Source organism: Prochlorococcus sp. MIT2308, assembly GCF_059772345.1.
The window spans coordinates 1,188,125-1,213,715 of record NZ_CM186283.1 but is presented as its reverse complement, the minus strand read 5'-3'; the positions used below and the strand labels follow the sequence as shown (position 1 = coordinate 1,213,715).

Below are 25,591 nucleotides of genomic sequence, written 5' to 3'. Positions count from 1 at the left end.
TAAAATAATAGAGGCTTATTGCTCCGAACATGAACGAACAATTGGGGGCATCCAATGAGGCTCGATCTTTAGCCAATGGCAGCTTGGTTGCCGAGGCTGTTGGACAGCAGTTAGAGGCAATGCTTTCCGCAGGTAATTACGATGGTGTTAAATCACTTCTAAGACCTGTACAACCTGTTGATGTAGCTCAGGCCATTGATACATTGCCAATGATTTTACAAGCCTTGGCTTTCAGGTTGTTGAATAAAAACGAGGCTATCGAAGTTTATGAATATCTGGATCCCTCAGTGCAACAAAATCTTTTAGATCGTCTGAGATCAAACGAGGTACTCGACTTGGTCGAGGAGATGTCCCCAGATGATCGTGTACGTCTTTTTGATGAATTGCCAGCAAAAGTTGTTAGACGTTTGCTTGCAGAACTTAGCCCAGAGGAAAGACGAGTAACAGCTCAACTTTTGGGTTATGCATCTGAGACGGCTGGCAGATTGATGACTACAGAATTTATAGATCTTAAAGAATTCCTGAGTGTCTCTCAGGCATTGAAATTGGTTAGACAAAGAGCTACTTTTTCAGAAACAATTTACAGCCTTTATGTCACAGACAAAGAGAGACATTTAACTGGAATCTTATCTTTGCGGGATCTAGTGGTAGCAGATCCTGGATCACTTATTGGGGAAGTTATGACAAGAGAGGTTGTTAATGTCAGAACAGATACTGATCAGGAAGAAGTAGCAAGAGCGATTCAAAGATATGATTTTTTAGCTTTACCGGTTGTCGACCTTGAAAAAAGACTGGTTGGTATTGTCACTGTGGATGACGTGATCGATGTTATTGAACAAGAGGCAACCAGGGATATTTATGCTGCTGGGGCAGTTCAAGCTGGTGATGAAGACGATTACTTCCAAAGCAATTTATTTGTTGTAGCTAGACGTCGAATTGTCTGGCTTGCTGTTTTGGTGTTGGCGAATGGACTAACAACTCAAGTTATTGCTATGAATGACGAGGTTTTAAAACAAGTTGTTTTATTAGCTGCGTTTATTCCCTTATTAATTGGCGCGGGTGGAAATGTTGGGGCTCAGAGCTCAACAGTTGTCATTCGAGGTTTGAGTACTCAACGAATTCAAAGACTTGGTCTATTTCGCGCTATTGCTAGAGAATCAGTTGCTGGAGCTTTGCTTGGAATTTTAATGGCCATTTTTGTTGTGCCTTTTGCTTGGTGGCAAGGAGAGGGACCCTTGGTTGCAACAGCTGTGGGGATAAGTTTAATGGCTATTACAACTCTTGCTGCGACAGCAGGTGCCTCTTTACCTTTGTTTTTTGATCGTATGGGATTAGATCCTGCATTAATGTCTGCTCCATTTATCACTACCGCTACGGATGTAGCAGGAGTGCTGATATACCTCAAAACAGCTTCTTGGCTTTTGGGAAGACTGGCTTAGAACATGAATGAGTGTTTATACTCAAAGTGCGGGAAGCCGAGCTATTTTTAATTGATCTTTACAATTCTTAGTAGTAGGCTTCACAAAACTCAACAAATCCATGACAACGGCAGTAGAGGTTCTTAAAACTAACAAAGCAACTGTCGCTCCAGCTTCAAGATCCATATCAGATATAGACTTAGTTCGTTCCTATTTAAGAGACATTGGAAGAGTCCCTTTGCTCTCTCATGAACAAGAAATCACATTAGGAAGGCAGGTTCAAGATCTTATGGTTCTTGAAAATCTGGAGGCTGAACTTGAGAGTGATCTTGGTGAGAAGCCAGATATTACTTTTTTCGCTGAAAGGGCTGGAATTTCTACTATCCAACTAAAAAAGAAACTTAAAAGTGGTAGAAGAGCAAAAGAAAGAATGGTTGCAGCCAATCTTCGTTTAGTTGTCAGTGTTGCTAAGAAATACACCAAAAGAAATATGGAATTATTAGATTTAATCCAAGAGGGAACAATTGGATTAGTCCGAGGTGTCGAGAAATTTGATCCAGCTCGTGGTTACAAGTTCTCAACTTATGCGTATTGGTGGATTCGTCAAGGTATTACAAGGGCAATAGCAGAGAAAAGTAGATCAATAAGACTACCTATTCACATAACTGAAATGCTTAATAAATTAAAAAAAGGGCAAAGGGAACTCAGCCAAGAACTTTCTAGAACTCCAACATTAAAAGAATTATCTGAGTACGTTGAATTGCCTGAAGACGACGTTAAAGATCTAATGAGTAAAGCCGGTCAACCTGTCAGTTTGGAAACAAAAATTGGTGACGGAGAAGACACTATTCTATTGGATCTTTTATCTAACGAAATTGATATGCCCTCTGAGCAGATCGAAAATGATTGCATGAAAGGAGATTTAGAAACATTACTTGAGCAATTACCCGAACTACAAAATCGAGTTTTGAGAATGCGGTATGGAATGGACGGTGATGATCCAATGAGCTTGACTGGAATTGGAAGGGTGTTAGGGATCAGCAGGGATAGAGTAAGAAATTTAGAAAGAGATGGTTTAAGAGGTTTAAGAAAAGCAGGAGAATCAGTTGAAGCTTATATGGCTTCCTGAATTATCCTTTTCAGGATAGGATTAACTTGTTCTGGCATCTCGTCATGAGGACAATGCCCAGCTTGAGGAATGATATCTAAACTTTTAATACATTCAAAAGTTTCATACCATTTTTGAGCTTCTTTTATTGGCTCCCAGGGGTCTTTTTCTCCCCAGATCAAATGCACTGAATTATCCAATTCCTCAAGTAAATCTGGAGCGAGATAGTCATCAAATAAATTAATAAATCCTCTAAAAGCCTCTGATGCTCCCTCACTTTGTGTTGGTTGAAAAAGCATTTCTATTAACTCTTCATCAATATTACTTTTGCTTGGATAAGCTACTTTTAGAATTTTTTCAATAAAAGATGGATTTGCTGCATTTTTGAAAATGTTGTAACTTAAAATTCTTTGTCTTACTAAAGTTTTAATCACTGGTCGAAAGAGTCGCATCAATAATGATTGTTCGGCTAGGCGTTTATCATCCATTGTTCTCTGAGCACAATCAATTAAAATTACACTTATGCAATTTTTAGATAATTTTTTTGATGTATTTAATGCAATAACTCCCCCAATAGAATTCCCAATTAATAAGACAGGTTTTTTAACAATTTCATTGCAGAAATCATAAATTTGCTGACTCCAGTTATCAAAACAATAATTATAATTTTCTGAGGTTTTCTTTTCATATGAAAGCTGAGACTTTGGTTTATTACTTTCTCCAAATCCTATTAAATCTAATGCATAGCATGGTGCAATTGAGCTAATGTGTTTTTGATTGAATCTCCAATGATCTTTGCATGCCCCAAAACCATGAATTAATACTATCGCGAATTCTGATTTATTTTCTGACTCTTCGACTTGCCAGGCGATGTGATAATCTTTCCATTTCCAGAATTTCTTCATAACTTTAGCGAAGAATACAAATTATTTTTACTTCTAACCATATCCCTAGTAAAGTATCTAATTTTTTTTTTTAATATTATTCTATGTATTAGGTATTTGAAAAGTATTAATTTGATTAGATTAATTTCTGAAAATAATGATATTATTGAAAAACAATTTTTAAAATTTAATTTATTTTGATGGGCATCATTGATTCTCCTCAAGATATTCAAAATTCACTTCTTCAATGGTTTAGAGCAAAAGGTAGGTACTGGATACCCTGGAAATTAAAGAAAGATGGCTCTATTCCTCAATTAGGCGAAAGTATATCCCCTTATGAAATATGGATTGCAGAGGTAATGCTTCAGCAAACACAGTTGAAGGTAGTTATTCCTTACTGGGAAAAATGGATGAAGGCTTTTCCTACTTTGACATATTTAGCTGAGGCTGATTTAGAGCATCTTCTTATGATATGGCAAGGTCTTGGCTATTATTCACGCGCTAATCGAATACATCAATCCTCGAAAATTTTAATTGAATTTGTTGGCAAAAATAGAGATCAAGATCCACATTCTTGGCCTAATGAAATAGAGCAGTGGATTAGTCTCCCTGGGATTGGAAGAAGTACTGCAGGTAGTATCATCTCATCTGCATTTGATCTGCCTACACCAATATTAGATGGAAATGTAAAAAGAATTTTGTCGAGATTGCTAGCTCTAGAGAGAAGATCTATTAAAGATGACAGAAAATTGTGGAAATTTAGCTCTTTTTTGATTTCAAAACTCAGTCCAAGGAATTTCAATCAAGCTTTGATGGACTTAGGGGCAATGATTTGCACTCCCAAAAAACCAAGTTGTTCTTCTTGCCCACTACAAAATTTTTGTATTGCCTATATAAAGTACGATCCTGATGATTTTCCTAAAAAACTAATGAGCAAAATAAAGCCTCTTCAAGAAATTGGTATTGGGCTTGTTTTCAATGAAAACGGAGAATTGCTCATAGATCAGCGCTTGGAAAGTTCAAGTATGGGTGGAATGTGGGAATTTCCAGGTGGGAAAAAAACTTCTGATGAATCTATTGAAAAAACTATCGAGCGCGAATTAAATGAGGAACTTGGTATTGTTGTCAAAGTTGGAGCAAAGTTATTATCGTTTGAACACACCTACACCCACAAAAAACTTTATTTTACTGTTCATTTTTGTGAATGGATATCAGGAGAGCCTAAACCTTTAGTTAGCCAAAGATTATTTTGGGTTTCTCCTGAAAGACTTTATGAATTTCCTTTCCCTGCAGCTAATGCAAAAATTATTTCTGAATTACAAAAACATTTAGAATTTTAAATTAAAACTTTAAATAATCAATAATAATTTCATTGCTAAAAAGTTAAAAATGCAGGATGAAAGCGTAATTGTTTTTGGTGAAGCTTTGATAGATCGTCTTGGCCCTCTTGGTGGGGACCCTTCCTCTGATTTTCCAGTCAAAGATTGCTTTGGAGGTGCTCCAGCTAATGTTGCATGTGCATTAGGTCGTTTAGGTGCAAATGTATCTTTTCTCGGCTCTCTTGGAAATGATACTTTTGGTGAAAATTTCAAAAAGCTATTGATTGAGAGAGGAATTAATACCTCTGGTTTACAGCGGGATAACCTTCGTTCAACAAGAGTTGTATTGGTTCGTAGAGATCAGTGTGGAGAAAGATTTTTTGAGGGATTTGAGGGGGATAAAGGCTTGGGATTTGCTGATCAAGCTATATCGCGGGAACAAGTTATTTCAGACTGGCCACTGGTTAAAAAAAAAGCAAAATGGTTTGTTGCCGGAACTATTCCTCTGGCTTCAAAAATTTCATCTAATGCTTTTTTGTGGTGTATGGAAAAAGCTTTCAATGAAGGAATTAAGATCGCTTTAGATTTGAATTGGCGACCAACTTTTTGGCGAAATAAAATTTCAACAGTCTTAGAACCCTCTGTTAAAGAAAAGAATGAAATCATCTCTATTTTAAAAAACGTTTCATTAATGAAACTTGCAAAAGAGGAGGCGGAATGGTTTTTTAACACCTCAAATCCGATTGAAATCTCATTATCTTTACCTAATAGACCCTCTGTAATTGTTACGGATGGATCCAACCCAGTCTTATGGATCCTTAATAAAAATAGTGGACAAACATCTGCGATTGCCCCATCTTCTGTAGTTGATACGACTGGAGCTGGTGATGCATTCACTGCTGGATTAATTTATAAACTCATATCTGTTGAGTTAGATCAAATAAATCAACAAAGAGCGGAAGAAATTGTCCAATTTGCAATTGCATGTGGTTCATATGTATGCAAAGGATTAGGAGCTATAGATGCACAAGGTTATCTGGAAGATATTGATAATTTATTGTCTTCATATCGGGGAGGCATGAGCTGAAAAACCCGAGTTTGATTATTTGAAGAATATTCAAGTTTTCCTTTCCAAGCATCAGGCATGGGAAGAGATAATCTTTCTGGCCATTCAACAACCATTAATGCACCCATGGCTTTTGATTCCTCTTCTTCTTGTAAAAAAAATTCGTTTGCCGCATTTTGCTCTTCAATTCTATAAAGATCAAGATGTATTAATGGAGGAGATCCAAAAGGATAATGTTGAGATAAAGGAAAAGTTGGAGAAGTTATGGGCTCATGAATGCTTAAAGAGTTTGCAATTCCTTTAACTAATGTAGTTTTTCCTGCTCCAAGAGGCCCCTTTAAAAGCAGAATGCGTAGATCTGGAAATTTTTTTGTTAATGTTGAACCTAATGACATTGTTGATTCAGGTTTGTCTAGAGTCCAGCAGAAATTTTTGGTTTGCTGAGCAAATGAATTAAAAACCTTGAATTGTTTTTCACTATCTTTTTCCACAATCTCCTATAGAGAGTTTTATTTATGTTCGCAGCAACCAAGTCAAATCTCAACAGTATTGAGACGAATCCTGATTACGTAGTTAAAGATATAACCCAAGCAGACTTTGGCAGAAAAGAACTTTTGATCGCTGAAACAGAAATGCCAGGTTTAATTGCTCTTAGAAAAAAATATGGATCTGAAAAACCATTAAAAGGGGCTTTCATCGCTGGTAGTCTCCATATGACTATTCAAACAGGAGTTCTTATTGAGACTCTTGTTGCACTTGGTGCAAAAGTTAGATGGGCTTCATGTAATATTTTTTCCACACAAGATCATGCTGCTGCAGCTATTGCAAATTCTGGAGTACCAGTATTTGCTAAGAAGGGTGAAACTCTAGATGAATATTGGGAATATACTCACAAAATTTTTGAATGGAGAGACGGTGAATCTGCAAATATGATTCTTGACGATGGAGGTGATGCGACTGGATTACTTATTTTGGGGAGCAAAGCAGAAGAAGATATCTCAGTTCTTGATAACCCATCAAATGAAGAGGAAATCGCATTATTTGCATCTATTAAGAAAAAACTCTCTCAAGATCCAAACTTTTATTCAAAAGCTAAATCTTTTATAAAAGGTGTAACTGAGGAAACAACAACTGGGGTAGCTCGTCTTTATCAAATGGAAAAAAATGGAGAACTTGTTTTCCCAGCGATTAACGTAAACGATTCAGTTACTAAAAGTAAGTTTGACAATCTTTATGGTTGCAGAGAATCATTGGTTGATGGCATTAAAAGAGCTACAGATGTAATGGTGGCTGGCAAGGTGGCCCTTGTAATGGGTTATGGAGATGTTGGCAAAGGTTCTGCTCAGTCACTAAGAGGTTTAGGAGCGACAGTAATGATTTCTGAGATAGATCCTATATGTGCTCTTCAAGCGGCAATGGAGGGTTTCAGAGTAGTTAGATTAGATGAGGTGGTTGAAGAGGTGGATATTTTTGTTACTGCAACTGGAAACTTCCAAGTTATTCGTCATGAGCATTTAATCAGGATGAAAAACGAATCGATAGTTTGTAACATTGGCCATTTTGATAATGAAATAGAAGTTTCCTCTTTAAAGTCCTATGAATGGGAAAATATTAAACCTCAGGTTGATCACATAACGCTGCCAAGTGGTAATAAAATTATTCTTTTAGCAGAGGGAAGATTAGTAAACCTTGGATGTGCTACTGGTCATCCAAGTTTTGTTATGAGCAATTCTTTTACTAATCAAGTTTTAGCCCAAATTGAATTATTCAAATACGGAGTTAAATATTTGAATAAAGTTTATGTTTTGCCAAAACATTTAGATGAAATGGTCGCTATTCTTCATTTAGATAAGATAGGAGCAAAGTTAACTAAGTTAACCCAAGAACAGGCTGATTACATTAATGTTCCAATTTCAGGTCCCTATAAGACAGATCAATATCGGTATTAATTTATTTCAATAATTAAAACTAAATGGAAATATCAGAATTTATATCTTCGTTACCAGTATTGATAGGAAATGCGGTTGAGACTAATCAGTTGATTGGTTATGGAGCAATCCTATTAGCAATGTTTTTAGAAAATCTAATTCCTCCAATTCCTTCGGAATTAATAATGCCCCTTGGCGGCTTTTATGTGGCTCAAGGTCAATTGGATTTTATTCCTGTTGTTTTAGTAGGTTTAATTGGAACCGTAATAGGTGCTTTGCCTTGGTATGGAATTGGCAAACTAGTTAATGAAGAAAGAATTGAGAAATGGCTGGAGAAAAATGGACGTTGGATTGGTATTAATTCCCAAGATCTTGCTCGAAGTCGGAAATGGTTTAACAAATATGGCGTATCTCTAGTTTTCTGGGGAAGATTAGTTCCTGGAATTAGGACTTTGATTTCGGTCCCTGCGGGAGTCGAATTGATGCCCATTACTCCCTTTCTGATTTGGACGACAGCTGGGAGCTTAATATGGACATTATTTTTAACAATTACAGGATTTTATTTAGGAGATAATTATGCAAATATTCAAAAATGGATTAGTCCTTTTTCAAGTATTTTTAAGACAATTATTCTCTTATCTATTTCAATTGCAATAATAATTTTAATTTATAAAACTCTTCGCAAACTAATTATGAATTAAATATATTTTTAAAATGGAATTTCATCATTACTTGGTTGTTGATTGAAAGAATTGTTGTTTTGAAAATTACTATTTTCTGAGTCTCTTTTTGATCCTAATAATTCAAGACGATCAACTCTTACAACTGGCTTGTTTCTATCTTCTCCAGTATTACGATCTTTCCAACTATCCAATTTGAAGCTACCAGTTATGCCTATTAAAGAGCCTTTTTTTACGTAATCGGCTGCGACTTGAGCTTGTTTTCCCCAGATTTCAAGATTAAACCAATCTGGTTCATCCTCTCGACTTCGTCGGTTTACAGCCATAGTAAGGTTTGCTACTACTGTTCCAGATTCAAAATATCTTACTTCAGGATCTCTGCCTGCTCTGCCAACAAGAGTGACTGAATTTATTCCCATTTTTGCCTCTGATGCTTATTGGTTTTTAAATAATATATTTATCTTAGTTCAACTCTCTTTATGATTGCTCAAATGATTGAAATCCGTGTTTTTTAACCGTTTCAAATTCTCCCGTGATATTGGGATCGATTTAGGTACAGCCAATACCTTGATTTATGTTTCTGGTAAAGGAATTGTTTTACAGGAACCTTCCGTTGTAGCTATGGATTTGGAGGAAGGGGTCCCTTTGGCCGTGGGAGATGACGCGAAATTAATGTTAGGGCGAACACCTGGGAATATTCGCGCTGTTAGGCCATTACGTGATGGTGTGATAGCAGATTTTGATGCAGCGGAGCAAATGCTTAAGACTTTTATTCAAAAGTGTAATGAGGGGCGCGGAATTATTGCACCTCGATTAGTTGTTGGTATTCCAAGTGGAGTGACTGGGGTAGAGAGAAGAGCAGTTCGTGAAGCTGGTCTTGCTGGAGCAAGAGAGGTGCATTTGATTGATGAACCTGTTGCTGCTGCAATAGGAGCTTCTTTGCCAGTCACAGAGCCAATTGGAACAATGATTGTTGATATAGGAGGAGGCACTACTGAAGTAGCTGTTTTAAGTCTTGGTGGAACAGTTTTAAGTGAATCTGTAAGAGTTGCTGGTGATGAGATTAATGATGCTATCGCTACTTATTTAAAGAAGATACACAATTTAGTAGTCGGGGAGAGAACTGCTGAAGAGATAAAAATTAAAATTGGATCAGCTTTTCCATCTAATGAATTTGATTTGCAATCCATAGATGTAAGGGGGTTGCATTTACTATCAGGTCTGCCTCGTTCAATTAATTTGAAAGCTGGTGATTTAAGAGAAGCAATGTCAGAGCCTTTGAATAAGATTGTTGATGCTGTAAAAAGAACTCTAGAGAGGACTCCACCTGAACTGGCTGCAGACATTGTTGATAGAGGGATAATGCTTGCAGGAGGGGGTGCGTTAGTAAGAGGAATTAGTGATCTTTTAAGCCATGAAACAGGAATTTTCACTCACGTAGCTGAGGACCCATTGTTGTGCGTTGTAAATGGATGTGGTTTGGTTTTAGATGATTTTAAATCAATGCGAAGAGTTTTAGATACACCCGATTTCGCTAGAAACGTAATTAGAGATTGAACAATGATTAAAGCCCGAGGGAATATTGGGTTTCATTTGCTTTTGAAAAGTAGGTTTTGGGTAATATTTTTGTTTGTAGCTTTTTTGTTTGCTATTCGTTGGACAAAGGGAGCAGGATTTTTAGACTTTTATTCTATTTTACTCAAACCAATACTCCCTGGCACTGCTCAAAGAGAATGGATTAAGGAAGGAGAAAATATTGAAAGAAGTATGCGATTAAAATTGCTTGAAAAGGATAATATTCGTTTAAGAAGAGCTCTTGCTTTGAAAGAGCTGAATAGTGACGAAAGAATTTCGGCAGCTGTGATATCGCGATCCTCTAGAAATTGGTGGCAACTCTTAGAAATTAATAAGGGCGTACAAGATGGAATCTTGAAAGGGCAAACAGTGATAGGACCAGGTGGCTTGATTGGTCTTGTTGATAGCACAACTCCACTTACTTCAAGAGTAAGACTGTTGACTGATCCTGGTCATCAAGTAGGGGCTTGGATTGATCGAACTAAGCAACATGGAATTTTGACTGGGATGGGTACAAATAGACCAAAGCTTATTTTCTTTAATAAAAATCCTTTAGTTAAGATTGGAGATGTTGTAACTTCATCACCAGCAAGTACTAAATTACCGCCAAATTTAACAATAGGAATTGTTCAATTTGTTAACGAGAAAGCATTGCCTTCTCCATATGCAATAGTTCAATTAACTGCATCACCTGAGGCGATAGATTGGGTTCAAATTCTAAAAAAATAATGGCTAAAAATAATAAGAAATTATTGATCTTTTTTGCAATAATCTGTTTACCAGCTTTTTTAATTATATCTCCTGATTGGCTTAATGTTAATGGAATAAAACCATGCTGGCCTGTAATTTTATTGTTGCCATTTTCACTAAAGAATAGTCGATGGAGGTCAGTTATAGCTGCTACCTTATTGGGAATTTTTCTAGATTCTTTTACAATTAGTGATGCTTCTTATATTCCATCTTTATTTATTTTGTCTTTAGTTTGGAGTCAATATGGATTGCATAATAAAAAAATCGAATTTTTTTTAAATATTGGTTTGATGGCCATCTTTGGAACCGCCTTCGTTGGCCTTTCTATCTGGGCTCAAAAACTTTTCATATATAGCTCTCTAAGAAATAACTGGTTTCATTCTTGGTCAATTTATATATTAATTTCTGAGGCTATCATCACTGGATTAGTTGCCCCGTTTTTTTCTTCATGGCTTCTTCTTGCTTATAAAAAAAACTAATTTGAAAAATTTTAAATCTTTTAAATTAGAATAAATAATTATTTATTAGAGGGGAGTCTGTCTTTTAAATTAGTCAAAGGGCTTTGAATACCTTACTTGAAGATGATATCTTCTTATAACAAGAAGCCATTTTCGACACAAAATTTCGATGGTCCTGTCACTACGGCAACAGTTAATCTTATGACCTGTATTTTGGTTGTAGATGATGAACCAGCAGTATTGAAAGTCTTGGTCACAAGGCTTAATCTTGCTGGATACCAGGTTTTATCTGCACAGGATGGAGAGCAAGCACTCGAGGTTTTTCATAAAGAAGCACCAGACCTAGTTGTTCTTGATGTCATGCTCCCCAAGATGGATGGTTTCGCAGTGTGTCGAAGAATTAGAGCAGAGTCTTGTGTCCCAATAATATTTTTGACAGCTCTTGAAGCGATTTCTGAAAGAGTTGCTGGTTTGGATTTAGGCGCTGATGATTATCTGGCTAAGCCATTTAGCCCAAAAGAGTTGGAGGCAAGAATTGCGACGATACTGAGAAGAGTTGGACCAGCTCCTACAGTAGATGAGCCTCGAGAGGTTCCTTCAGGACAAGGAGTAATGAAACTTGGTGATCTTGTTGTAGACACCAATAGAAGGCAAGTCAGCAGAGGCGGAGCAAGAATAGGTCTTACGTATACAGAATTCAGTTTACTGGAATTATTATTCCGTGATCCTGGTCGAGTTGTCCCTAGAGCCGAGATTTTGGAACAGCTTTGGGGTTACCCTCCTCGACGAGCTGCTGATTTAAGAGTTGTAGATGTATATGTAGCTCGTTTGAGGGGCAAACTTGAACCAGATCCAAGAAATCCTGAATTGATTTTAACTGTAAGAGGTATTGGCTACGCTTCGCAAAGAATGGGAGAATTTCCAACTGCTATTGCAAGTTAGAGATTCATAGCTCAATATTGATAGGTTTTGCATTTATCCCGTTCTTTTCTGCCGTATGTATGAATTGCCTTGTCTGAATTAAGAGATACCCGCCTTGAGAAGGCACAAGCACTCAAAAGCCTTGGACAAGGTCCGTATGGCTTAAATTTTAAACCTACTTATTCTTCCTCTGTTTTACAGAAAAAATACGCAGACTTGCCAAAGGGAGAAGAAAAAAGAGAAGAAGTTTCCATTGCAGGACGAATAACCTCTAGGAGAGTGATGGGCAAACTCGCTTTTTTTACTCTTGCCGATGAAACAGGCACAATACAATTATTTTTAGAGAAGGCTACGTTAAATCAAAATAAAAATAGCGAAAATGCAAAGAATAATTTTGAGATTATTACCTCCCTTGTTGACTCTGGTGATTGGATAGGAGTAAGTGGAATATTGAGGAGAACTGATAGAGGTGAACTCTCTATCAAAGTCTTTGAGTGGTCAATGTTGTCAAAATCTTTACAGCCTTTACCAGATAAATGGCATGGTCTTGCCGATGTTGAAAAGCGGTACAGGCAAAGATACTTAGATTTAATTGTTAATCCTCAATCAAAAAAAACTTTTCGAACCAGAGCTTTGTTAGTTAGTTCAATTCGACGATGGTTAGATGAAAAAGATTTTCTCGAGATTGAGACCCCAGTTTTACAATCAGAGGCCGGTGGTGCTGATGCAAGGCCTTTTATAACTCACCACAACACCCTTGATTTACCTTTGTATTTGAGAATTGCAACAGAATTGCATCTTAAAAGACTTGTGGTGGGGGGCTTTCAAAGGGTTTATGAACTGGGAAGAATTTTTAGAAATGAAGGTATTAGCACGCGGCATAATCCGGAATTTACTTCTGTTGAAATTTATGAAGCTTTTTCAGACTATTTTGACATGATGGAATTAACAGAAAAATTACTTTCTTCAGTTTGCGAAAAAATTTGTGGATCGACTAAGATTAATTATCAAGAGCAAGAAATAAATCTGAAACCCCCTTGGAAAAGGGCCACGATGCATGAATTAGTTCAGGAATTCACTGGAATTGATTTTGAGTTGTTTGGAGATAACGTGAACGATGCCAGGGCTGCAATGATTCAAGAAGGCCTTCAAGCGCCTGAAAAGGCTAACAGTGTTGGGAAATTGTTAAATGAAGCTTTTGAGCAAGTAGTAGAGCCTAAACTGGTTCAACCTACATTTGTGATGGACTATCCAATTGAGATTTCTCCATTAGCCAGAAAACATAGGACGAAGAAAGGTTTAGTTGAAAGGTTTGAACTTTTTATTGTCGGTAGAGAAACTGCTAATGCGTTTAGTGAGTTAATTGACCCTATTGATCAAAAAGAACGTTTACTGTTACAGCAGGCGCAAAAAGAGGCAGGTGATCTTGAGGCTCACAGCTTGGACGAAGATTTTATTAATGCTCTTGAAGTTGGAATGCCTCCAACAGGAGGTCTTGGTATAGGGATAGATAGGTTTGTAATGCTATTAACTGATAGTCCTTCAATTAGAGATGTCATAGCTTTTCCGCTTTTGCGACCAGAATCAAATTTAAAACAAACTGGAAAGTGACCCGTCAGAGTGGATAATAGGCGAGTAAGTATTTTGTTCAGATGAGTGGCGAGAGAGTTGGTTTTCGCTTCAAGCACGCAGATGCTGTTGTGAAACGGAATCCCCAAGGGCGTTCAAGACGCGGTTGGGTGATGGAACCTGTTGAACAAACGACAAGCAGGGGGACCAAAATGCCTGCTTATCGTATTAGATGGAGAGATAGCGAGCGTCCTGAAATTGTTTTACAACATATGCTCATTGCGGACCCTGATCCAACACCTCCACCAGAAAATGTTGTTTTAGATGTTAGTGATAATTGAAGAATATATTTTTTGTTTTTTAGATCAATCTTTAATAGGTGATATTAACAAATTTCTCACTTTTAAAAACGTTTTAGTGCATTAGCTACATCTCTTTTCGAGTCATTAACTTTCTCTCTATCCCTTTTGTCATGTAGCTTTCGCCCTCTTCCTATTCCAATTTTCAACTTTATCCATGAGCCTTTAAGGTAAAGACTTAAAGGTATTAATGCTAAACCTTTTCTTTCTAAATCTATTTTTAATTTTTTTATTTCTTTTCGATGTGCAAGAAGTCTTTTTATTCTTAGAGGTTCGTGATTGAAAAACTTACCGGCATGATTATGAGGCGATATGTGAACATTGTGAAGTTGAATTTGATCTTTTTTAATTAAACAAAACCCGTCTTTTAAGTTTACTTTCCCAGCTCTAATTGACTTAACTTCAGTTCCAAGAAGCTCTAAGCCGGTTTCAAGTGTTTCTAGGATTTCATACTCGTATCTTGCTTGTCGATTTTCAGCTAAGCGACGATTTCCATCAACTGAGGAAATTGTTCTGGATTTTTTCTTTCTTTTTTTGCTCATTTTTCTATTTACCTCCATTTTTGTGGATAAGCCACTACCCTTCGTTCATGGCAATTGTGTCTTCAATTACTAATCATTCACCTCTTCCTAATGATAAGGGAGAGGAAAGATTAGTTGGTTCTACTCTTTTAAAAGAGGAGATTAAATTATCTAGGCAAGATTCACTTAGGCCTAAATCTTTTGATGAATTCTTGGGTCAATCTGAGTTAAAGAAGGTTCTTGAAATATCGGTTAAAGCATCATTGACTAGAGGAGAAGCATTAGATCATTTAATGCTTTATGGGCCGCCTGGATTGGGAAAAACAACTATGGCTTTGGTTATTGCTGAGGAATTGGGAGTTAAAGCTAGAGTTGCAAGCGCACCAGCACTTGAACGTCCAAGGGATATTGTTGGATTATTGATCAATATGCAGCCGCGTGAATTGATATTTGTTGATGAGATTCACCGACTAAATCGCATATCTCAGGAACTTTTGTATCCAGCTATGGAGGATAGAAGGTTGGATTTAACTGTAGGCAAAGGTACTTCCTCAAGGATGCGATCAATCGAAATCCCGCCTTTCACATTGGTTGGAGCCACTACTAAGCCTGCTGCGTTGAGCTCCCCTATGCGAGATCGCTTTGGAATAACTCAGCGACTAGACTTTTATAATTACTTGGATCTTGAAAACATAATTAAAAGATCTGCCAGCCTTATAAATTTATCAATTTCAGAAGAAGCATCTCATCAATTAGCCAGAAGAAGTAGAGGTACTCCCCGAATTGCGAATAGGCTAATACGAAGAGTCAGAGATTATGCAGAGGTGCATTCCTCTGCAAAAACTATTGATGTACAACTTGTTAATGAAGCCCTTGATCTACATCGAGTCGATCAAAGAGGATTAGATGCCACAGATAGAAGTTATCTGGGGCTGATAGTTAATCAATATCAAGGCGGACCTGTAGGACTTGAAACCTTGGCAGCTGCGCTAGGCGAGGATTCAACCACTCTTGAAACTGTAGTTGAGCCTTATTTGATGCAAATTGGTTTTTTACAAAGAACAGCCAGGGGAAGGGTTGTTACTCCAGCGGCTGAAAAACATATCTTCTTACTTCAACAAATAAAATAGACAAATGATCAACATATCAGTTTTAAAGGTTTTACTTCTGGTTTCTATTGTTTTTGTACCATTTGCGTCGCAAGCCAAGGTGCTTCCCAAATACTTATTCGAAAAGGCTCTTCAAGAAAGTAAGAATGGAGATTTTATTCAAGCTGAAAAAGATTGGAGTTCTTATTTGAATGACAATCCAAATGACGCGGCTGCATTAAGTAATAGAGGAAATATTCGTCTTGCTCTCGGTGATCCTAAGGGCGCCATAAAAGATCAAAACATGGCCATAAAAATTTCACCTGGAGATTTAGACCCTTATCTGAATAGAGGAATTGCTGAAGAAGCCTTGGAGCGTTGGGAAGACGCTAGTAATGATTACAAATACGTTTTAGAAAGGAATCCTAAAGATGTTTCGGCTTTATACAACTTAGGGAATGTAATGGGATCTATGGGGAATTGGATTGAGGCCAAGAGATTATTTTCTCAAGTTGCATCTTCCAATTATTCTATTGCTATGGCTAGCTCTAGTGAGGCGCTTGCAATTTATCAATTGGGTGATTTTGAACTCGCTGAAAAAAAAATTAGAATATTAATTCGTAAATATCCCTTATTCGCAGATGCTAGAGCAGCACTAAGTGCTCTTCTGTGGCGTAAAGGCTTCACAGGTGAAGCTGAAAGTAATTGGGCTGCAGCTTCTGGACTAGATATTAGATACCGTGATAAAGATTGGTTACTGCATATCCGCCGTTGGCCTCCAAAACCTACAAATGATTTGATTGCATTTCTTGCGTTGGATTAAAGATGAAAGATTTAGGTAAAAAAATTGAAGTTTTGTCTAAGGAGATGCTTCCTGACTTTATTAAGTCACGACGTCATCTACATGCTCATCCAGAATTAAGTGGTCAGGAATATCAAACAGCTGCTTTTGTAGCTGGGGAGCTGAGAAAAGCAGGTTGGGAGGTAACAGAAGCAGTTGGTAAAACAGGCGTGGTTGCTGAAATGGGTGAAAAAAGCGGACCTGTTATTGCTTTGCGAGTTGATATGGACGCTTTGCCAATCGAGGAGAGAACTGGCTTGGATTACTCTTCTTCAATTCAAGGCTTGATGCATGCATGCGGGCATGATCTGCATACCTCTATCGGCTTGGGAGTGGCAAAAGTATTAGCAAACAATAAATTTACAACTTCTCGAATCAGAATAATTTTTCAACCTGCTGAAGAGATTGCACTTGGTGCAAATTGGATGAGATCTGAAAAGGTTCTTGAGGGAGTTCATGCGCTCTTTGGTGTTCATGTTTATCCAGATTTGCCAGTTGGAAAAATTGGAATAAAAAGTGGTACTTTTACAGCCGCCGCTGCTGAATTGGAAATAGATATTATGGGGAAAGGAGGTCATGGAGCTAGACCCCATGAAGGCACAGACGCAATTTGGATCGCGGCAAAAGTTATCAGTGAACTTCAAGAGGCTATTAGTAGACAGTTAGATGCTCTTAAACCAGTAGTTATAAGTTTTGGGAAAATTTCCGGAGGGAATGCTTTTAATGTAATTGCTGAGAGAGTTAAGCTTCTTGGAACAGTAAGATGCTTGGATAGCCAACTTTATGAAAAGTTGCCTCAATGGATAGACAAAATAGTTCAAAATATAGTGAGTAATTATGGAGCTAAAGCAAAAATAAATTTTAAGTCAATAGCGCCTCCAGTTTGTAACGACCCTGATCTAACAAATTTGTTATGTGAGTGCGCGAAGAATTTTATGGATCCAGAAAATATTGTTTATTTAGAAAATCCCTCATTAGGTGCTGAAGATTTTGCTTTCTTTTTGCAAGATGTACCTGGGACGATGTTTCGATTAGGAGTTGCCGGTGATCAAGGTTGTGCTCCATTACATAGTGGATATTTTTCTTTGGATGAAAGAAGTCTGGAATTAGGAATAAAAATTTTGTCTCAAACAATAGTGATGGCTACTAAACCTCTTCACAACATATAGGGTCTTAATTTTATGAACAGATTGGGTAATCCATTAATTTCAATTTCAGCACCTTTGCTGATTTTATTAGCAATTACTGGTTTTTTACATAGAGAGGGCAAAGATAAAATCCAAGTAATACCTGCATTAGTAGTTGGAAGTGGATTGGTTTTGACTGGGGCAGTTAGAAGATTAAGGCGACGACGAATGTTGTTTCTAGAGATTAAAAAGGAGATGAATAATCAAAAATTTTAAATAGAGATTTTTTATCTATAAAAACTTTAGGGTTTAGTTGGTGATTTCGAGCTAATTTGTATTTATCACTAGGGGTGCCATATCGCTTCAAGGTATGGCTGAGATCACACCCTCTGAACCTGATCTGGTTTGAACCAGCGTAAGGAAAGTGAAAAATTGTGATCTTTGCATAATGCTCCCTTGCTTTATTCAATAGCTTTTTAGTTCATGCGGAATTCATGGGTTGCTTCCAGAAAGGGTAAAAAAAATGTTTCTCAGATGCATTTTGCTCGAAAAGGCGAAATCACTGAAGAAATGTTTTTTGTAGCAAAGCGTGAAAATCTTCCAGAGACTTTGATTATGGAAGAGGTTGCGCGTGGTCGTATGGTTATCCCTGCGAATATTAACCATACGAACCTAGAGCCGATGGCAATAGGTATTGCCTCTACTTGTAAAGTCAACGCAAATATTGGCGCTTCCCCAAATGCAAGTGATATCAGCGAAGAATTAAAAAAGCTTGATCTTGCTGTTAAATATGGCGCAGATACCCTCATGGATCTGTCCACTGGAGGAGTTAATTTAGATGAAGTCCGGACTGCAATTATAAATGCCTCCCCTATCCCTATTGGGACAGTTCCTGTTTATCAAGCTTTAGAAAGTGTTCACGGATCTATTTCAAGGTTAACTGAGGATGATTTTTTACACATCATCGAAAAGCATTGTCAGCAAGGTGTTGATTATCAAACTATTCATGCTGGCTTATTGATTGAACATCTACCCAAGGTTAAAGGTCGCATTACTGGAATAGTTAGTCGAGGCGGTGGAATTCTTGCTCAATGGATGCTTTATCACTACAAGCAAAATCCTTTGTTTACTCGTTTTGATGATATTTGCGAAATTTTTAAACGCTATGATTGCACTTTTTCTTTAGGCGATTCATTAAGGCCTGGATGCTTGCATGATGCATCTGATGAGGCTCAACTTGCTGAGTTGAAAACCTTGGGTGAATTGACTAGACGAGCTTGGAAACATGATGTCCAAGTCATGGTCGAAGGGCCAGGTCATGTACCGATGGATCAAATTGAATTCAATGTTAGGAAGCAAATGGAGGAGTGTTCAGAAGCTCCTTTCTATGTTCTAGGTCCATTGGTAACAGATATATCACCTGGTTATGACCACATTTCAAGTGCTATTGGTGCAGCTATGGCAGGTTGGTACGGTACCGCGATGCTTTGTTACGTAACACCTAAGGAACATCTTGGCTTGCCAAATCCTGAGGATGTTAGGGAAGGTCTAATTGCTTATAAAATTGCTGCTCATGCTGCAGATGTTGCAAGGCATAGATCTGGAGCGCGTGATCGTGATGATGCATTAAGCAAGGCTAGGAAAGAATTTGACTGGAACAAGCAGTTTGAATTGTCATTGGATCCAGAGAGAGCTAAGCAATACCATGACGAAACCTTGCCCGAAGAAATTTTCAAAAAAGCAGAGTTTTGTTCAATGTGTGGTCCTAACCATTGCCCAATGAATACAAAAATCACAGATGAAGATCTTGATAAATTAAACGATCAAATCAAGTCAAAAGGTGCAGCTGAATTAACTCCCCTAAAGTTAAACAAAGAAAATTAGTTCTTTGTTTAACTTGTTTAAGTGGATTAATTAACTGTTTGCTAATTGCAAAGATTAATTTATTTGTTGAGTAGATTTCTAGATTTTTCTAGTACGTTCTCAACTGTAAATCCAAATTTTTCCATACATAATCCACCTGGTGCAGATGCTCCAAAGCCATTCATAGTAACGCTATCTCCATCAAGACCGATATATTTATGCCATCCGAAGCTCTCTGCGGCTTCAACTACTATGCGTTTTCTGATGTTAGAAGGTAAAACTTCTTCTTTATAACTTTCGCTTTGTTCTTCAAAAAGCTCTACACATGGCATAGAAACTACGCGCACTTTTTTACCTTCTGAAGTTAGTTTTTTCGCTGCTTGGACACATAAATCAAGCTCAGTTCCAGTTCCAATAAGTATTAGATCAGCTTTGCCATCGCAATCTTCTAGTACATATCCACCTAAAGCAACTTTTTCTACTGATGAATTTTGTTGATTCACCATGCCCTGCCTACTTAGGCACAAAGAGCTTGGTCTCTTACGATTCTTAATTGCAACTTTATAAGCGCCACTGGTTTCATTACCATCACCTGGACGGAAAACCATCATATTTGGCATTGCTCTTAGTGAGGGAATGGTTTCTATTGGTTGATGTGTTGGCCCATCTTCACCAACACCTATTGAGTCATGGGTTAAAACATAAATAACTCCAAGCTCACTGAGAGCTGAAAGACGCATCGAGCCTCTCATATAGTCGGCGAAGACTAGGAAGGTTCCACCATAAGGTATTAGACCACTGTCGTGATACGCAATACCATTTAGAATGGCTGCCATCGCATGTTCTCTGACACCAAAATGCAAATAACGTTTTTCAGGACTTTCATATTGAAAAGACCCTGTTTCACCTTTTATATCTGTGTAATTTGAATGTGTTAAATCCGCAGAACCTCCTATTAGTTCAGGAAGGTTAGGCCCCAGAGCACCTAAACATATTTGAGAGTGTTTTCTTGTGGCAAGGCCTTTGTCATCCGCGGTATATGTAGGCAAATCTTTATCCCACCCTTGAGGAAGCTCCCCTCTAAGCATCCGTTCAAATTCAGATGCTTCAGCAGGATACTTAGCCTTGTAATCTGCAAGTGTTTGATTCCATTTAGACTCAAGTTGGGAACCTCTTTCAATAGCTTGACGGTATTGGTCATATACGTCTTGAGGAATTTTAAAAGGTTCGTATGACCAATCAAGTTCTTTCCTTGTAAGTTCTGCTTCTTCTTCTCCAAGAGCTGCTCCATGGATTCCAGCTGTATCACTTTTGTTTGGAGAGCCAAATCCGATGGTTGTCGTAATTTTTATAATTGAAGGCTTATCGGTAACTGATTTTGCTTTTTCTATTGCTTTAGAGATGCCTTCCACATCTGTATTTCCATCAGGTATTTCTTGAACATGCCATCCATAAGCTTCATATCTCTTTAATACATCTTCTGTGAATGATACATCTGTTCTCCCATCAATTGTAATGCTGTTGTCGTCGTATAGAGCGATTAATTTCCCAAGCTTTAGATGACCTGCGAGAGAACAAGCTTCTGAAGCTATTCCCTCTTGATTGCATCCATCACCCATAATTACGTATGTGTAGTGATCTACAACTGTTGAATCAGGCTTATTGAATTTGGCTGATAAATGCGCTTCTGCTATTGCAAGACCCACTGCATTGGAAATTCCAGCTCCCAGTGGTCCTGCAGTGACTTCAACTCCCGGTGTCTCGAAAGTTTCTGGGTGACCAGGAGTTTTTGCACCCCATTGTCGAAATTGTTTTATGTCCTCCATTGTTACGGAGTCGTAGCCTGTTAAATGCAATAGGGCATACAACAACATGCACCCATGTCCTGCAGAGAGGACGAATCTGTCTCGGTTAAACCATTTCGGATTTTTTGGATTATGACGAAGATGTTTGTCCCATAATGCGTATCCCATCGGTGCACAACCCATAGGAAGTCCTGGATGGCCACTATTTGATTTATTAATTGCGTCAACTGCGAGCATTCTGATGCTATTGATGCATAGTGTGTCTAGAGAATTTGTCAGGGCAACCATTTTGAATTAGTGAGTGGAAAAATTTTTAAAGTGGACAGTTAAGACGACATTGATTAGATCATTTGTCGAAAAGCTAGACAGACATTGTGACCGCCAAACCCGAAAGAGTTAGATAGTACGACGTCTAATTTCTTTTCTCTTGCCTTGTTGGGAACATAATCAAGATCACAATTTGGGTCGGGATTGGAATAATTAATTGTTGGCGGAATTATTTCATGTTTTATTGCTAAAACACAAGCAACGGCCTCTATGCCACCTGAACCTCCCAATAAATGACCGGTCATTGATTTTGTTGAGCTCGTGGGTACTTGGTATGCATGGTTCCCTAATGCAGTTTTAATTGCAGAAGTTTCATTGCTGTCATTGGCTGGAGTACTTGTTCCATGAGCATTGATGTAATCGACTTGCTCAGGATTGATTTTCCCATCATTTAATGCGAGTTTGATGGCCTCTGCACCTCCTAATCCCCCTGGCGTAGGTGATGTGATGTGATGAGCATCACACGTGGTTCCATAACCAATTATTTCTCCATGTATTGTTGCGTCTCGTTTTAATGCATGTTCAAGAGTTTCTAAAATTAATACTCCTGCTCCTTCTCCAATTACGAATCCATCTCTTTGAGAATCAAATGGTCTGCTCGCTGAGGATGGATCGTCATTCCGAAATGATAGGGCTTTGGCACTCGCGAAACCTGCTACACCTAGAGGAGTAATACTTGCTTCTGCTCCGCCACAAACCATTGCATCTGCCTTACCTAATTGTAGAAGTCTAAATGCATCACCAATAGCATTTGATCCTGCAGCACAAGCAGTTGAAACCGCTGAACTTGGCCCTTTAGCTCCAAGTGCAATGGCTGCAAGACCAGTAGCCATGTTTGGAATCATCATGGGCACGGTAAATGGACTTACTCGACTAGCTCCTTTGTTATTTAAAACATGTGCTTGAGTTTCCATCGTCAACAACCCACCAACTCCCGATCCAATAATTACTCCAATTCTTGCGGAATTAGAATCGTCAATTATTAAACCTGAATGAGTCAGTGCTTCTTTTGCAGCAATGACTCCAAATTTTGAGAAGCGATCCCATCTTTTGGATTCTTTAGGCTCTAGTATGCCTGTTGCGTCAAAATTTTTTACCTCTGCTGCAAATCTGCAGGCATGGGAAGAGGCGTCAAAGAGTGTTATTTGATCTACCCCATTTTGACCAGATTGAAGGCCTTGAAGGTAACTTTCTTTGTTGTTGCCAATGGGAGTAATGGCACCAAGACCTGTAATGACAACTCGATGGAGTTTCTCCATCATTTAAACCTCAAGACTGTTTTTCTTCGATGTATTTGACTGCATCCCCGACAGTGGCAATGCCCTCTGCAGCCTCGTCAGGGATCTCTATGTCAAATGCTTCTTCGAGCGCCATTACTAATTCGACAGTATCGAGAGAGTCTGCACCGAGATCGTTTTGGAAATTTGAATCCGGTTTTACTTCACCGGCTTCAACGCTGAGTTGTTCTGCGACGATAGAACGAACTTTTTCAAGGATTGCTTCCTGGGACATAACCTTCTTAGACCTGACTTCTAATCCTACGGGTTAATGTGTCTACTTCGAAAAACCTTTTTGCATTAGAAACAACCTAAGTTGACAGATAGTAATAAATGCTCTGTTACCAAAAGTATCAGAACTGATCAAAACCCACAGTTTCATTAAATAGAGAGTATAAAATTTTACATATACAAACGATTCTAAAGACAGTTGTCTCACGCAGTCAAAATCTACGACACTTGTATTGGCTGCACCCAATGCGTAAGGGCTTGTCCACTGGATGTTCTTGAAATGGTCCCCTGGGACGGCTGTAAGGCTTCTCAGATAGCCTCATCTCCAAGAACTGAAGATTGCGTTGGGTGTAAGCGGTGCGAAACTGCTTGCCCAACTGATTTCCTCAGTATTAGGGTTTACTTAGGTGACGAAACAACTAGAAGTATGGGATTAGCCTACTAATAATTAGTTATTTTTTTCTTCAACCTTTATTTTATATATAAATAATTTGTAAAGTTAGTTTAAATTTATGTGTGGCATATTTGCTGTTATTGGATCTACGGAAGTCTCTTCTAAACTTATTGATGGGCTGAGAAAACTTGAATATCGAGGTTATGATTCTGCGGGGATAGCTACAATTGATAGTTCAAAAAACGATCCAATTGGAAAACTTAATCTCATAAAATCCCAAGGAAAACTTATTAATCTTGCAAATTTAATTAAAGAAAAGCCTCCCAAAGGTTATGTAGGTATTGGCCACACCAGATGGGCTACTCATGGTAAACCTAACGAAAGGAACTCACATCCTCACCTCGATTCTTTAGCTCAAATTGCAGTAGTGCAAAATGGGATTATTGAAAATTACAGGGATTTATCTAAAAGCCTGAAACTCAAGGGAATTAAATTTACCTCCGAAACTGATACTGAGATAATTCCACATTTAATCGGGCTTGAATTAGAAAAGTCCTTGGCTAATGGGCTTTCCCAAAATGGACAAACTTTATTAATAGCTGTTCAAAAGGTTTTGACTTTATTAGAGGGGACTTATGCCATAGCCGTGATTTGGGCAAAGGCTCCAAATGCTTTAGTGGTGGCTAGCGTACAAGCACCATTGGTTCTTGGCTTTGGTGAAGGTGAGTTTTTTTGTGCAAGTGATATTCCAGCATTAGCGGAATTTACGCGAACATTTTTACCATTAGAAGATCATGAAATTGCACTTTTAACTCCATTAGGAATTGAACTTTATGATGATGAGGGAAATAGGCAGCACAGACCACCATCGCTTCTAGAGGGAACAGAGTTATCTGCTGATAAGAGGAATTTCCGTCATTTTATGCTGAAAGAAATTTATGAACAGCCAGAAAGAACACAACTATGGATAGATAGATTTTTGCCTAAGGATTTGCCCTTGAAGAATTCATTGGCTTACCCGATTTCAACAACTGTCCTCGAAAGGATTGAACAAATACAGATACTCGCCTGTGGCACAAGTAGACATGCAGCTATGGTAGGCGCTTATTTGTTGGAACAGTTTTCAGGAGTATCAACAAAGGTATTTTTTGCAAGTGAATTTCGATATGCTCCACCTCCACTTTCCCCCAACACTTTAACAATAGGAGTCAGCCAATCCGGGGAAACGGCAGATACTTTAGCTGCATTAAGGATGGAAAAAGATAGAAGAGATTCAATTGGCGATGCTAATTTTTCTTTTCATCACTTGGGAATTACTAATAGAGTCGATAGTTCATTTGGTCGCGAACTTGAAAATGTCATTGATATTGGATCAGGGATCGAAATAGGTGTCGCAGCCACTAAAACCTTTCTAGGGCAAATGTTGTCTTTTTATGGCTTAACTTTGTTGTTTGCCTCTCATAGAAAAAACAGAACTCCTCAAGAAATTTTGGATCTCTCCAATGATTTGAGATTAATTCCTAAACAGCAAACAGAACTTATAAAAAAGCATGACTCTCTCTCACAGGAAATAGCACACATGTTTGTTGAAACAAAAGATGTGATTTTCTTAGGTAGAGGTATAAATTATCCAATTGCACTTGAAGGTGCTCTAAAACTTAAGGAAATAAGTTACATTCATGCTCAAGGCTATCCGGCTGGGGAGCTGAAACATGGACCAATAGCACTATTAGATCAACATGTTCCAGTGGTATCTATTGCAGCTCCAGGTGTGGTGTATGAAAAAGTTCTCAGTAATTCGCAAGAGGCGAAAGCTAGAGATGCTCGTCTAATTGGAGTCTCAACAAGTAGTCCGGAAGCAGAAATGTTTGATGAATTGTTTACTATTCCAAAAGTTAGTGAATGGGTTAGCCCTCTTTTGACTGTTGTACCTCTACAGTTATTTAGTTATCACATAGCCGCTCATAAAGGTTTAGATGTTGATCAGCCTAGGAATTTGGCAAAAAGTGTAACTGTAGAGTGATTTTACTTTTTAATAATTTTAGTTAATTAATCTCTCCAATTTAAATAATTAAACTATAG

26 protein-coding genes and 1 riboswitch are annotated in these 25,591 nt (G+C 38.0%); of the genes, 19 read left to right on the top strand and 7 right to left on the bottom strand.

Going from position 1 to position 25,591, the window contains the following annotated elements; translation table 11 throughout:
• The first annotated feature begins 29 nt into the window (after window positions 1-29).
• Window positions 30-1,439 (top strand): magnesium transporter, encoded by a 1,410-nt coding sequence (gene mgtE, locus AC6EIW_RS07145; RefSeq protein ID WP_498519990.1) that lies wholly within the window; start codon window positions 30-32, stop codon window positions 1,437-1,439.
• Window positions 1,440-1,539: 100 nt separating this feature from the next.
• Entirely contained in the window at window positions 1,540-2,547 is a 1,008-nt protein-coding gene (locus tag AC6EIW_RS07140; protein ID WP_498519989.1) for an RpoD/SigA family RNA polymerase sigma factor, read from the top strand.
• Here AC6EIW_RS07140 and AC6EIW_RS07135 read toward each other — a convergent pair.
• Window positions 2,532-3,431 carry an alpha/beta fold hydrolase gene (locus AC6EIW_RS07135; RefSeq protein WP_498519988.1) on the bottom strand — a complete coding sequence of 300 codons (900 nt, stop codon included), beginning with the start codon at window positions 3,429-3,431 and terminating at the stop codon, window positions 2,532-2,534. The two genes, AC6EIW_RS07140 and AC6EIW_RS07135, sit on opposite strands and share 16 nt — an antisense overlap.
• Window positions 3,432-3,610: 179 nt before the next feature.
• Here AC6EIW_RS07135 and mutT point away from each other — a divergent pair, with 179 nt between their 5' ends.
• Window positions 3,611-4,750, top strand: a complete 1,140-nt coding sequence (gene mutT, locus AC6EIW_RS07130; protein ID WP_498519987.1) for an 8-oxo-dGTP diphosphatase MutT — start codon at window positions 3,611-3,613, stop codon at window positions 4,748-4,750.
• A 49-nt stretch (window positions 4,751-4,799) separates the two neighbouring features.
• On the top strand, window positions 4,800-5,816 hold the full coding sequence (locus AC6EIW_RS07125; protein ID WP_498519986.1) for a carbohydrate kinase family protein: 1,017 nt from the start codon (window positions 4,800-4,802) through the stop codon (window positions 5,814-5,816).
• Here the strand turns inward: AC6EIW_RS07125 and tsaE are convergent.
• Window positions 5,762-6,286: a tRNA (adenosine(37)-N6)-threonylcarbamoyltransferase complex ATPase subunit type 1 TsaE gene (gene tsaE / locus AC6EIW_RS07120; protein ID WP_498519985.1), complete on the bottom strand. Its 525-nt coding sequence runs from the start codon at window positions 6,284-6,286 to the stop codon at window positions 5,762-5,764. The two genes, AC6EIW_RS07125 and tsaE, sit on opposite strands and share 55 nt — an antisense overlap.
• 24 nt (window positions 6,287-6,310) lie before the next feature.
• Here tsaE and ahcY point away from each other — a divergent pair, with 24 nt between their 5' ends.
• Both ahcY and AC6EIW_RS07110 read left to right on the top strand, forming a co-directional pair.
• On the top strand, window positions 6,311-7,744 hold the full coding sequence (gene ahcY, locus AC6EIW_RS07115; protein ID WP_498519984.1) for an adenosylhomocysteinase: 1,434 nt from the start codon (window positions 6,311-6,313) through the stop codon (window positions 7,742-7,744).
• Between the two features lie 23 nt (window positions 7,745-7,767).
• Window positions 7,768-8,424: a DedA family protein gene (locus tag AC6EIW_RS07110; RefSeq protein ID WP_498519983.1), complete on the top strand. Its 657-nt coding sequence runs from the start codon at window positions 7,768-7,770 to the stop codon at window positions 8,422-8,424.
• 8 nt (window positions 8,425-8,432) lie between these two features.
• Here AC6EIW_RS07110 and AC6EIW_RS07105 read toward each other — a convergent pair whose 3' ends face one another.
• Window positions 8,433-8,822, bottom strand: a complete 390-nt coding sequence (locus AC6EIW_RS07105; RefSeq protein WP_498519982.1) for a single-stranded DNA-binding protein — start codon at window positions 8,820-8,822, stop codon at window positions 8,433-8,435.
• Between the two features lie 85 nt (window positions 8,823-8,907).
• Between AC6EIW_RS07105 and AC6EIW_RS07100 the strand changes: the two genes are divergently transcribed.
• The 6 genes from AC6EIW_RS07100 (at window position 8,908) to AC6EIW_RS07075 (ending at window position 14,017) form a co-directional block, all read left to right on the top strand.
• On the top strand, window positions 8,908-9,960 hold the full coding sequence (locus AC6EIW_RS07100) for a rod shape-determining protein (RefSeq protein WP_498519981.1): 1,053 nt from the start codon (window positions 8,908-8,910) through the stop codon (window positions 9,958-9,960).
• A 3-nt stretch (window positions 9,961-9,963) separates the two neighbouring features.
• Window positions 9,964-10,707, top strand: coding sequence for a rod shape-determining protein MreC (gene mreC / locus AC6EIW_RS07095; protein WP_498519980.1), 744 nt, complete (start codon window positions 9,964-9,966; stop codon window positions 10,705-10,707).
• The gene (locus tag AC6EIW_RS07090) at window positions 10,707-11,207 is read left to right on the top strand and encodes a hypothetical protein (protein ID WP_498519979.1); all 501 of its coding nucleotides are present in this window, start codon (window positions 10,707-10,709) and stop codon (window positions 11,205-11,207) included. Before mreC ends, AC6EIW_RS07090 begins: the two co-directional genes overlap by 1 nt.
• A gap of 180 nt (window positions 11,208-11,387) precedes the next feature.
• The gene (gene rpaB / locus AC6EIW_RS07085; protein ID WP_413389326.1) at window positions 11,388-12,128 is read left to right on the top strand and encodes a response regulator transcription factor RpaB; all 741 of its coding nucleotides are present in this window, start codon (window positions 11,388-11,390) and stop codon (window positions 12,126-12,128) included.
• A 69-nt stretch (window positions 12,129-12,197) separates the two neighbouring features.
• Window positions 12,198-13,718 carry a lysine--tRNA ligase gene (gene lysS / locus AC6EIW_RS07080; protein ID WP_498519978.1) on the top strand — a complete coding sequence of 507 codons (1,521 nt, stop codon included), beginning with the start codon at window positions 12,198-12,200 and terminating at the stop codon, window positions 13,716-13,718.
• 41 nt (window positions 13,719-13,759) lie between these two features.
• Entirely contained in the window at window positions 13,760-14,017 is a 258-nt protein-coding gene (locus tag AC6EIW_RS07075; protein ID WP_498519977.1) for a DUF8660 family protein, read from the top strand.
• Between the two features lie 62 nt (window positions 14,018-14,079).
• On the opposite strand, the gene smpB is transcribed toward AC6EIW_RS07075, so the two are convergent.
• Complete coding sequence (gene smpB / locus AC6EIW_RS07070) at window positions 14,080-14,577, bottom strand: SsrA-binding protein SmpB (protein ID WP_498519976.1); 498 nt, start codon at window positions 14,575-14,577, stop codon at window positions 14,080-14,082.
• Between the two features lie 47 nt (window positions 14,578-14,624).
• Here smpB and ruvB point away from each other — a divergent pair, with 47 nt between their 5' ends.
• From ruvB to thiC, 5 genes are all read left to right on the top strand, one after another.
• On the top strand, window positions 14,625-15,686 hold the full coding sequence (gene ruvB / locus AC6EIW_RS07065; protein ID WP_498519975.1) for a Holliday junction branch migration DNA helicase RuvB: 1,062 nt from the start codon (window positions 14,625-14,627) through the stop codon (window positions 15,684-15,686).
• Window positions 15,687-15,690: 4 nt separating this feature from the next.
• Window positions 15,691-16,467, top strand: coding sequence for a tetratricopeptide repeat protein (locus AC6EIW_RS07060; RefSeq protein WP_498519974.1), 777 nt, complete (start codon window positions 15,691-15,693; stop codon window positions 16,465-16,467).
• A gap of 2 nt (window positions 16,468-16,469) precedes the next feature.
• Window positions 16,470-17,654, top strand: coding sequence for an amidohydrolase (locus tag AC6EIW_RS07055; protein WP_498519973.1), 1,185 nt, complete (start codon window positions 16,470-16,472; stop codon window positions 17,652-17,654).
• A 12-nt stretch (window positions 17,655-17,666) separates the two neighbouring features.
• Entirely contained in the window at window positions 17,667-17,888 is a 222-nt protein-coding gene (locus tag AC6EIW_RS07050; RefSeq protein ID WP_498461632.1) for a DUF3188 domain-containing protein, read from the top strand.
• Window positions 17,889-17,948: 60 nt separating this feature from the next.
• Window positions 17,949-18,052, top strand: a riboswitch (TPP riboswitch).
• Window positions 18,053-18,095: 43 nt separating this feature from the next.
• On the top strand, window positions 18,096-19,496 hold the full coding sequence (gene thiC, locus AC6EIW_RS07045) for a phosphomethylpyrimidine synthase ThiC (protein ID WP_498519972.1): 1,401 nt from the start codon (window positions 18,096-18,098) through the stop codon (window positions 19,494-19,496).
• Between the two features lie 59 nt (window positions 19,497-19,555).
• Here thiC and tkt read toward each other — a convergent pair whose 3' ends face one another.
• Genes tkt through acpP form a run of 3 tightly spaced genes read right to left on the bottom strand, consistent with a single transcriptional unit; the run spans window position 19,556 to window position 23,119 of the window.
• A complete protein-coding gene (gene tkt, locus AC6EIW_RS07040; RefSeq protein WP_498519971.1) occupies window positions 19,556-21,568 on the bottom strand; it encodes a transketolase in 2,013 nt (670 codons plus the stop codon).
• Between the two features lie 53 nt (window positions 21,569-21,621).
• Window positions 21,622-22,869, bottom strand: a complete 1,248-nt coding sequence (gene fabF, locus AC6EIW_RS07035; protein ID WP_498519970.1) for a beta-ketoacyl-ACP synthase II — start codon at window positions 22,867-22,869, stop codon at window positions 21,622-21,624.
• A 7-nt stretch (window positions 22,870-22,876) separates the two neighbouring features.
• The gene (acpP, locus tag AC6EIW_RS07030) at window positions 22,877-23,119 is read right to left on the bottom strand and encodes an acyl carrier protein (RefSeq protein WP_011295529.1); all 243 of its coding nucleotides are present in this window, start codon (window positions 23,117-23,119) and stop codon (window positions 22,877-22,879) included.
• 195 nt (window positions 23,120-23,314) lie between these two features.
• On the opposite strand from acpP, the gene psaC reads away from it, so the two are divergent.
• Complete coding sequence (psaC, locus tag AC6EIW_RS07025; RefSeq protein ID WP_011295528.1) at window positions 23,315-23,560, top strand: photosystem I iron-sulfur center protein PsaC; 246 nt, start codon at window positions 23,315-23,317, stop codon at window positions 23,558-23,560.
• Between the two features lie 67 nt (window positions 23,561-23,627).
• Window positions 23,628-25,532, top strand: coding sequence for a glutamine--fructose-6-phosphate transaminase (isomerizing) (gene glmS / locus AC6EIW_RS07020; protein ID WP_498519969.1), 1,905 nt, complete (start codon window positions 23,628-23,630; stop codon window positions 25,530-25,532).
• Window positions 25,533-25,591 lie beyond the last annotated feature (59 nt).

Coding starts and splice junctions, on each gene's coding strand:
- mgtE (WP_498519990.1), top strand. CDS start 30: ATGAACGAACAATTGGGGGCATCCAATGAGGCTCGATCTTTAGCCAAT.
- mreC (WP_498519980.1), top strand. CDS start 9,964: ATGATTAAAGCCCGAGGGAATATTGGGTTTCATTTGCTTTTGAAAAGT.
- AC6EIW_RS07050 (WP_498461632.1), top strand. CDS start 17,667: ATGAACAGATTGGGTAATCCATTAATTTCAATTTCAGCACCTTTGCTG.
- AC6EIW_RS07125 (WP_498519986.1), top strand. CDS start 4,800: ATGCAGGATGAAAGCGTAATTGTTTTTGGTGAAGCTTTGATAGATCGT.
- tkt (WP_498519971.1), bottom strand. CDS start 21,568: ATGGTTGCCCTGACAAATTCTCTAGACACACTATGCATCAATAGCATC.
- AC6EIW_RS07110 (WP_498519983.1), top strand. CDS start 7,768: ATGGAAATATCAGAATTTATATCTTCGTTACCAGTATTGATAGGAAAT.
- mutT (WP_498519987.1), top strand. CDS start 3,611: ATGGGCATCATTGATTCTCCTCAAGATATTCAAAATTCACTTCTTCAA.
- thiC (WP_498519972.1), top strand. CDS start 18,096: ATGCGGAATTCATGGGTTGCTTCCAGAAAGGGTAAAAAAAATGTTTCT.
- AC6EIW_RS07055 (WP_498519973.1), top strand. CDS start 16,470: ATGAAAGATTTAGGTAAAAAAATTGAAGTTTTGTCTAAGGAGATGCTT.
- smpB (WP_498519976.1), bottom strand. CDS start 14,577: ATGAGCAAAAAAAGAAAGAAAAAATCCAGAACAATTTCCTCAGTTGAT.
- rpaB (WP_413389326.1), top strand. CDS start 11,388: ATGACCTGTATTTTGGTTGTAGATGATGAACCAGCAGTATTGAAAGTC.
- AC6EIW_RS07140 (WP_498519989.1), top strand. CDS start 1,540: ATGACAACGGCAGTAGAGGTTCTTAAAACTAACAAAGCAACTGTCGCT.
- AC6EIW_RS07135 (WP_498519988.1), bottom strand. CDS start 3,431: ATGAAGAAATTCTGGAAATGGAAAGATTATCACATCGCCTGGCAAGTC.
- AC6EIW_RS07105 (WP_498519982.1), bottom strand. CDS start 8,822: ATGGGAATAAATTCAGTCACTCTTGTTGGCAGAGCAGGCAGAGATCCT.
- AC6EIW_RS07090 (WP_498519979.1), top strand. CDS start 10,707: ATGGCTAAAAATAATAAGAAATTATTGATCTTTTTTGCAATAATCTGT.
- ahcY (WP_498519984.1), top strand. CDS start 6,311: ATGTTCGCAGCAACCAAGTCAAATCTCAACAGTATTGAGACGAATCCT.
- AC6EIW_RS07075 (WP_498519977.1), top strand. CDS start 13,760: ATGAGTGGCGAGAGAGTTGGTTTTCGCTTCAAGCACGCAGATGCTGTT.
- fabF (WP_498519970.1), bottom strand. CDS start 22,869: ATGATGGAGAAACTCCATCGAGTTGTCATTACAGGTCTTGGTGCCATT.
- glmS (WP_498519969.1), top strand. CDS start 23,628: ATGTGTGGCATATTTGCTGTTATTGGATCTACGGAAGTCTCTTCTAAA.
- ruvB (WP_498519975.1), top strand. CDS start 14,625: ATGGCAATTGTGTCTTCAATTACTAATCATTCACCTCTTCCTAATGAT.
- acpP (WP_011295529.1), bottom strand. CDS start 23,119: ATGTCCCAGGAAGCAATCCTTGAAAAAGTTCGTTCTATCGTCGCAGAA.
- AC6EIW_RS07060 (WP_498519974.1), top strand. CDS start 15,691: ATGATCAACATATCAGTTTTAAAGGTTTTACTTCTGGTTTCTATTGTT.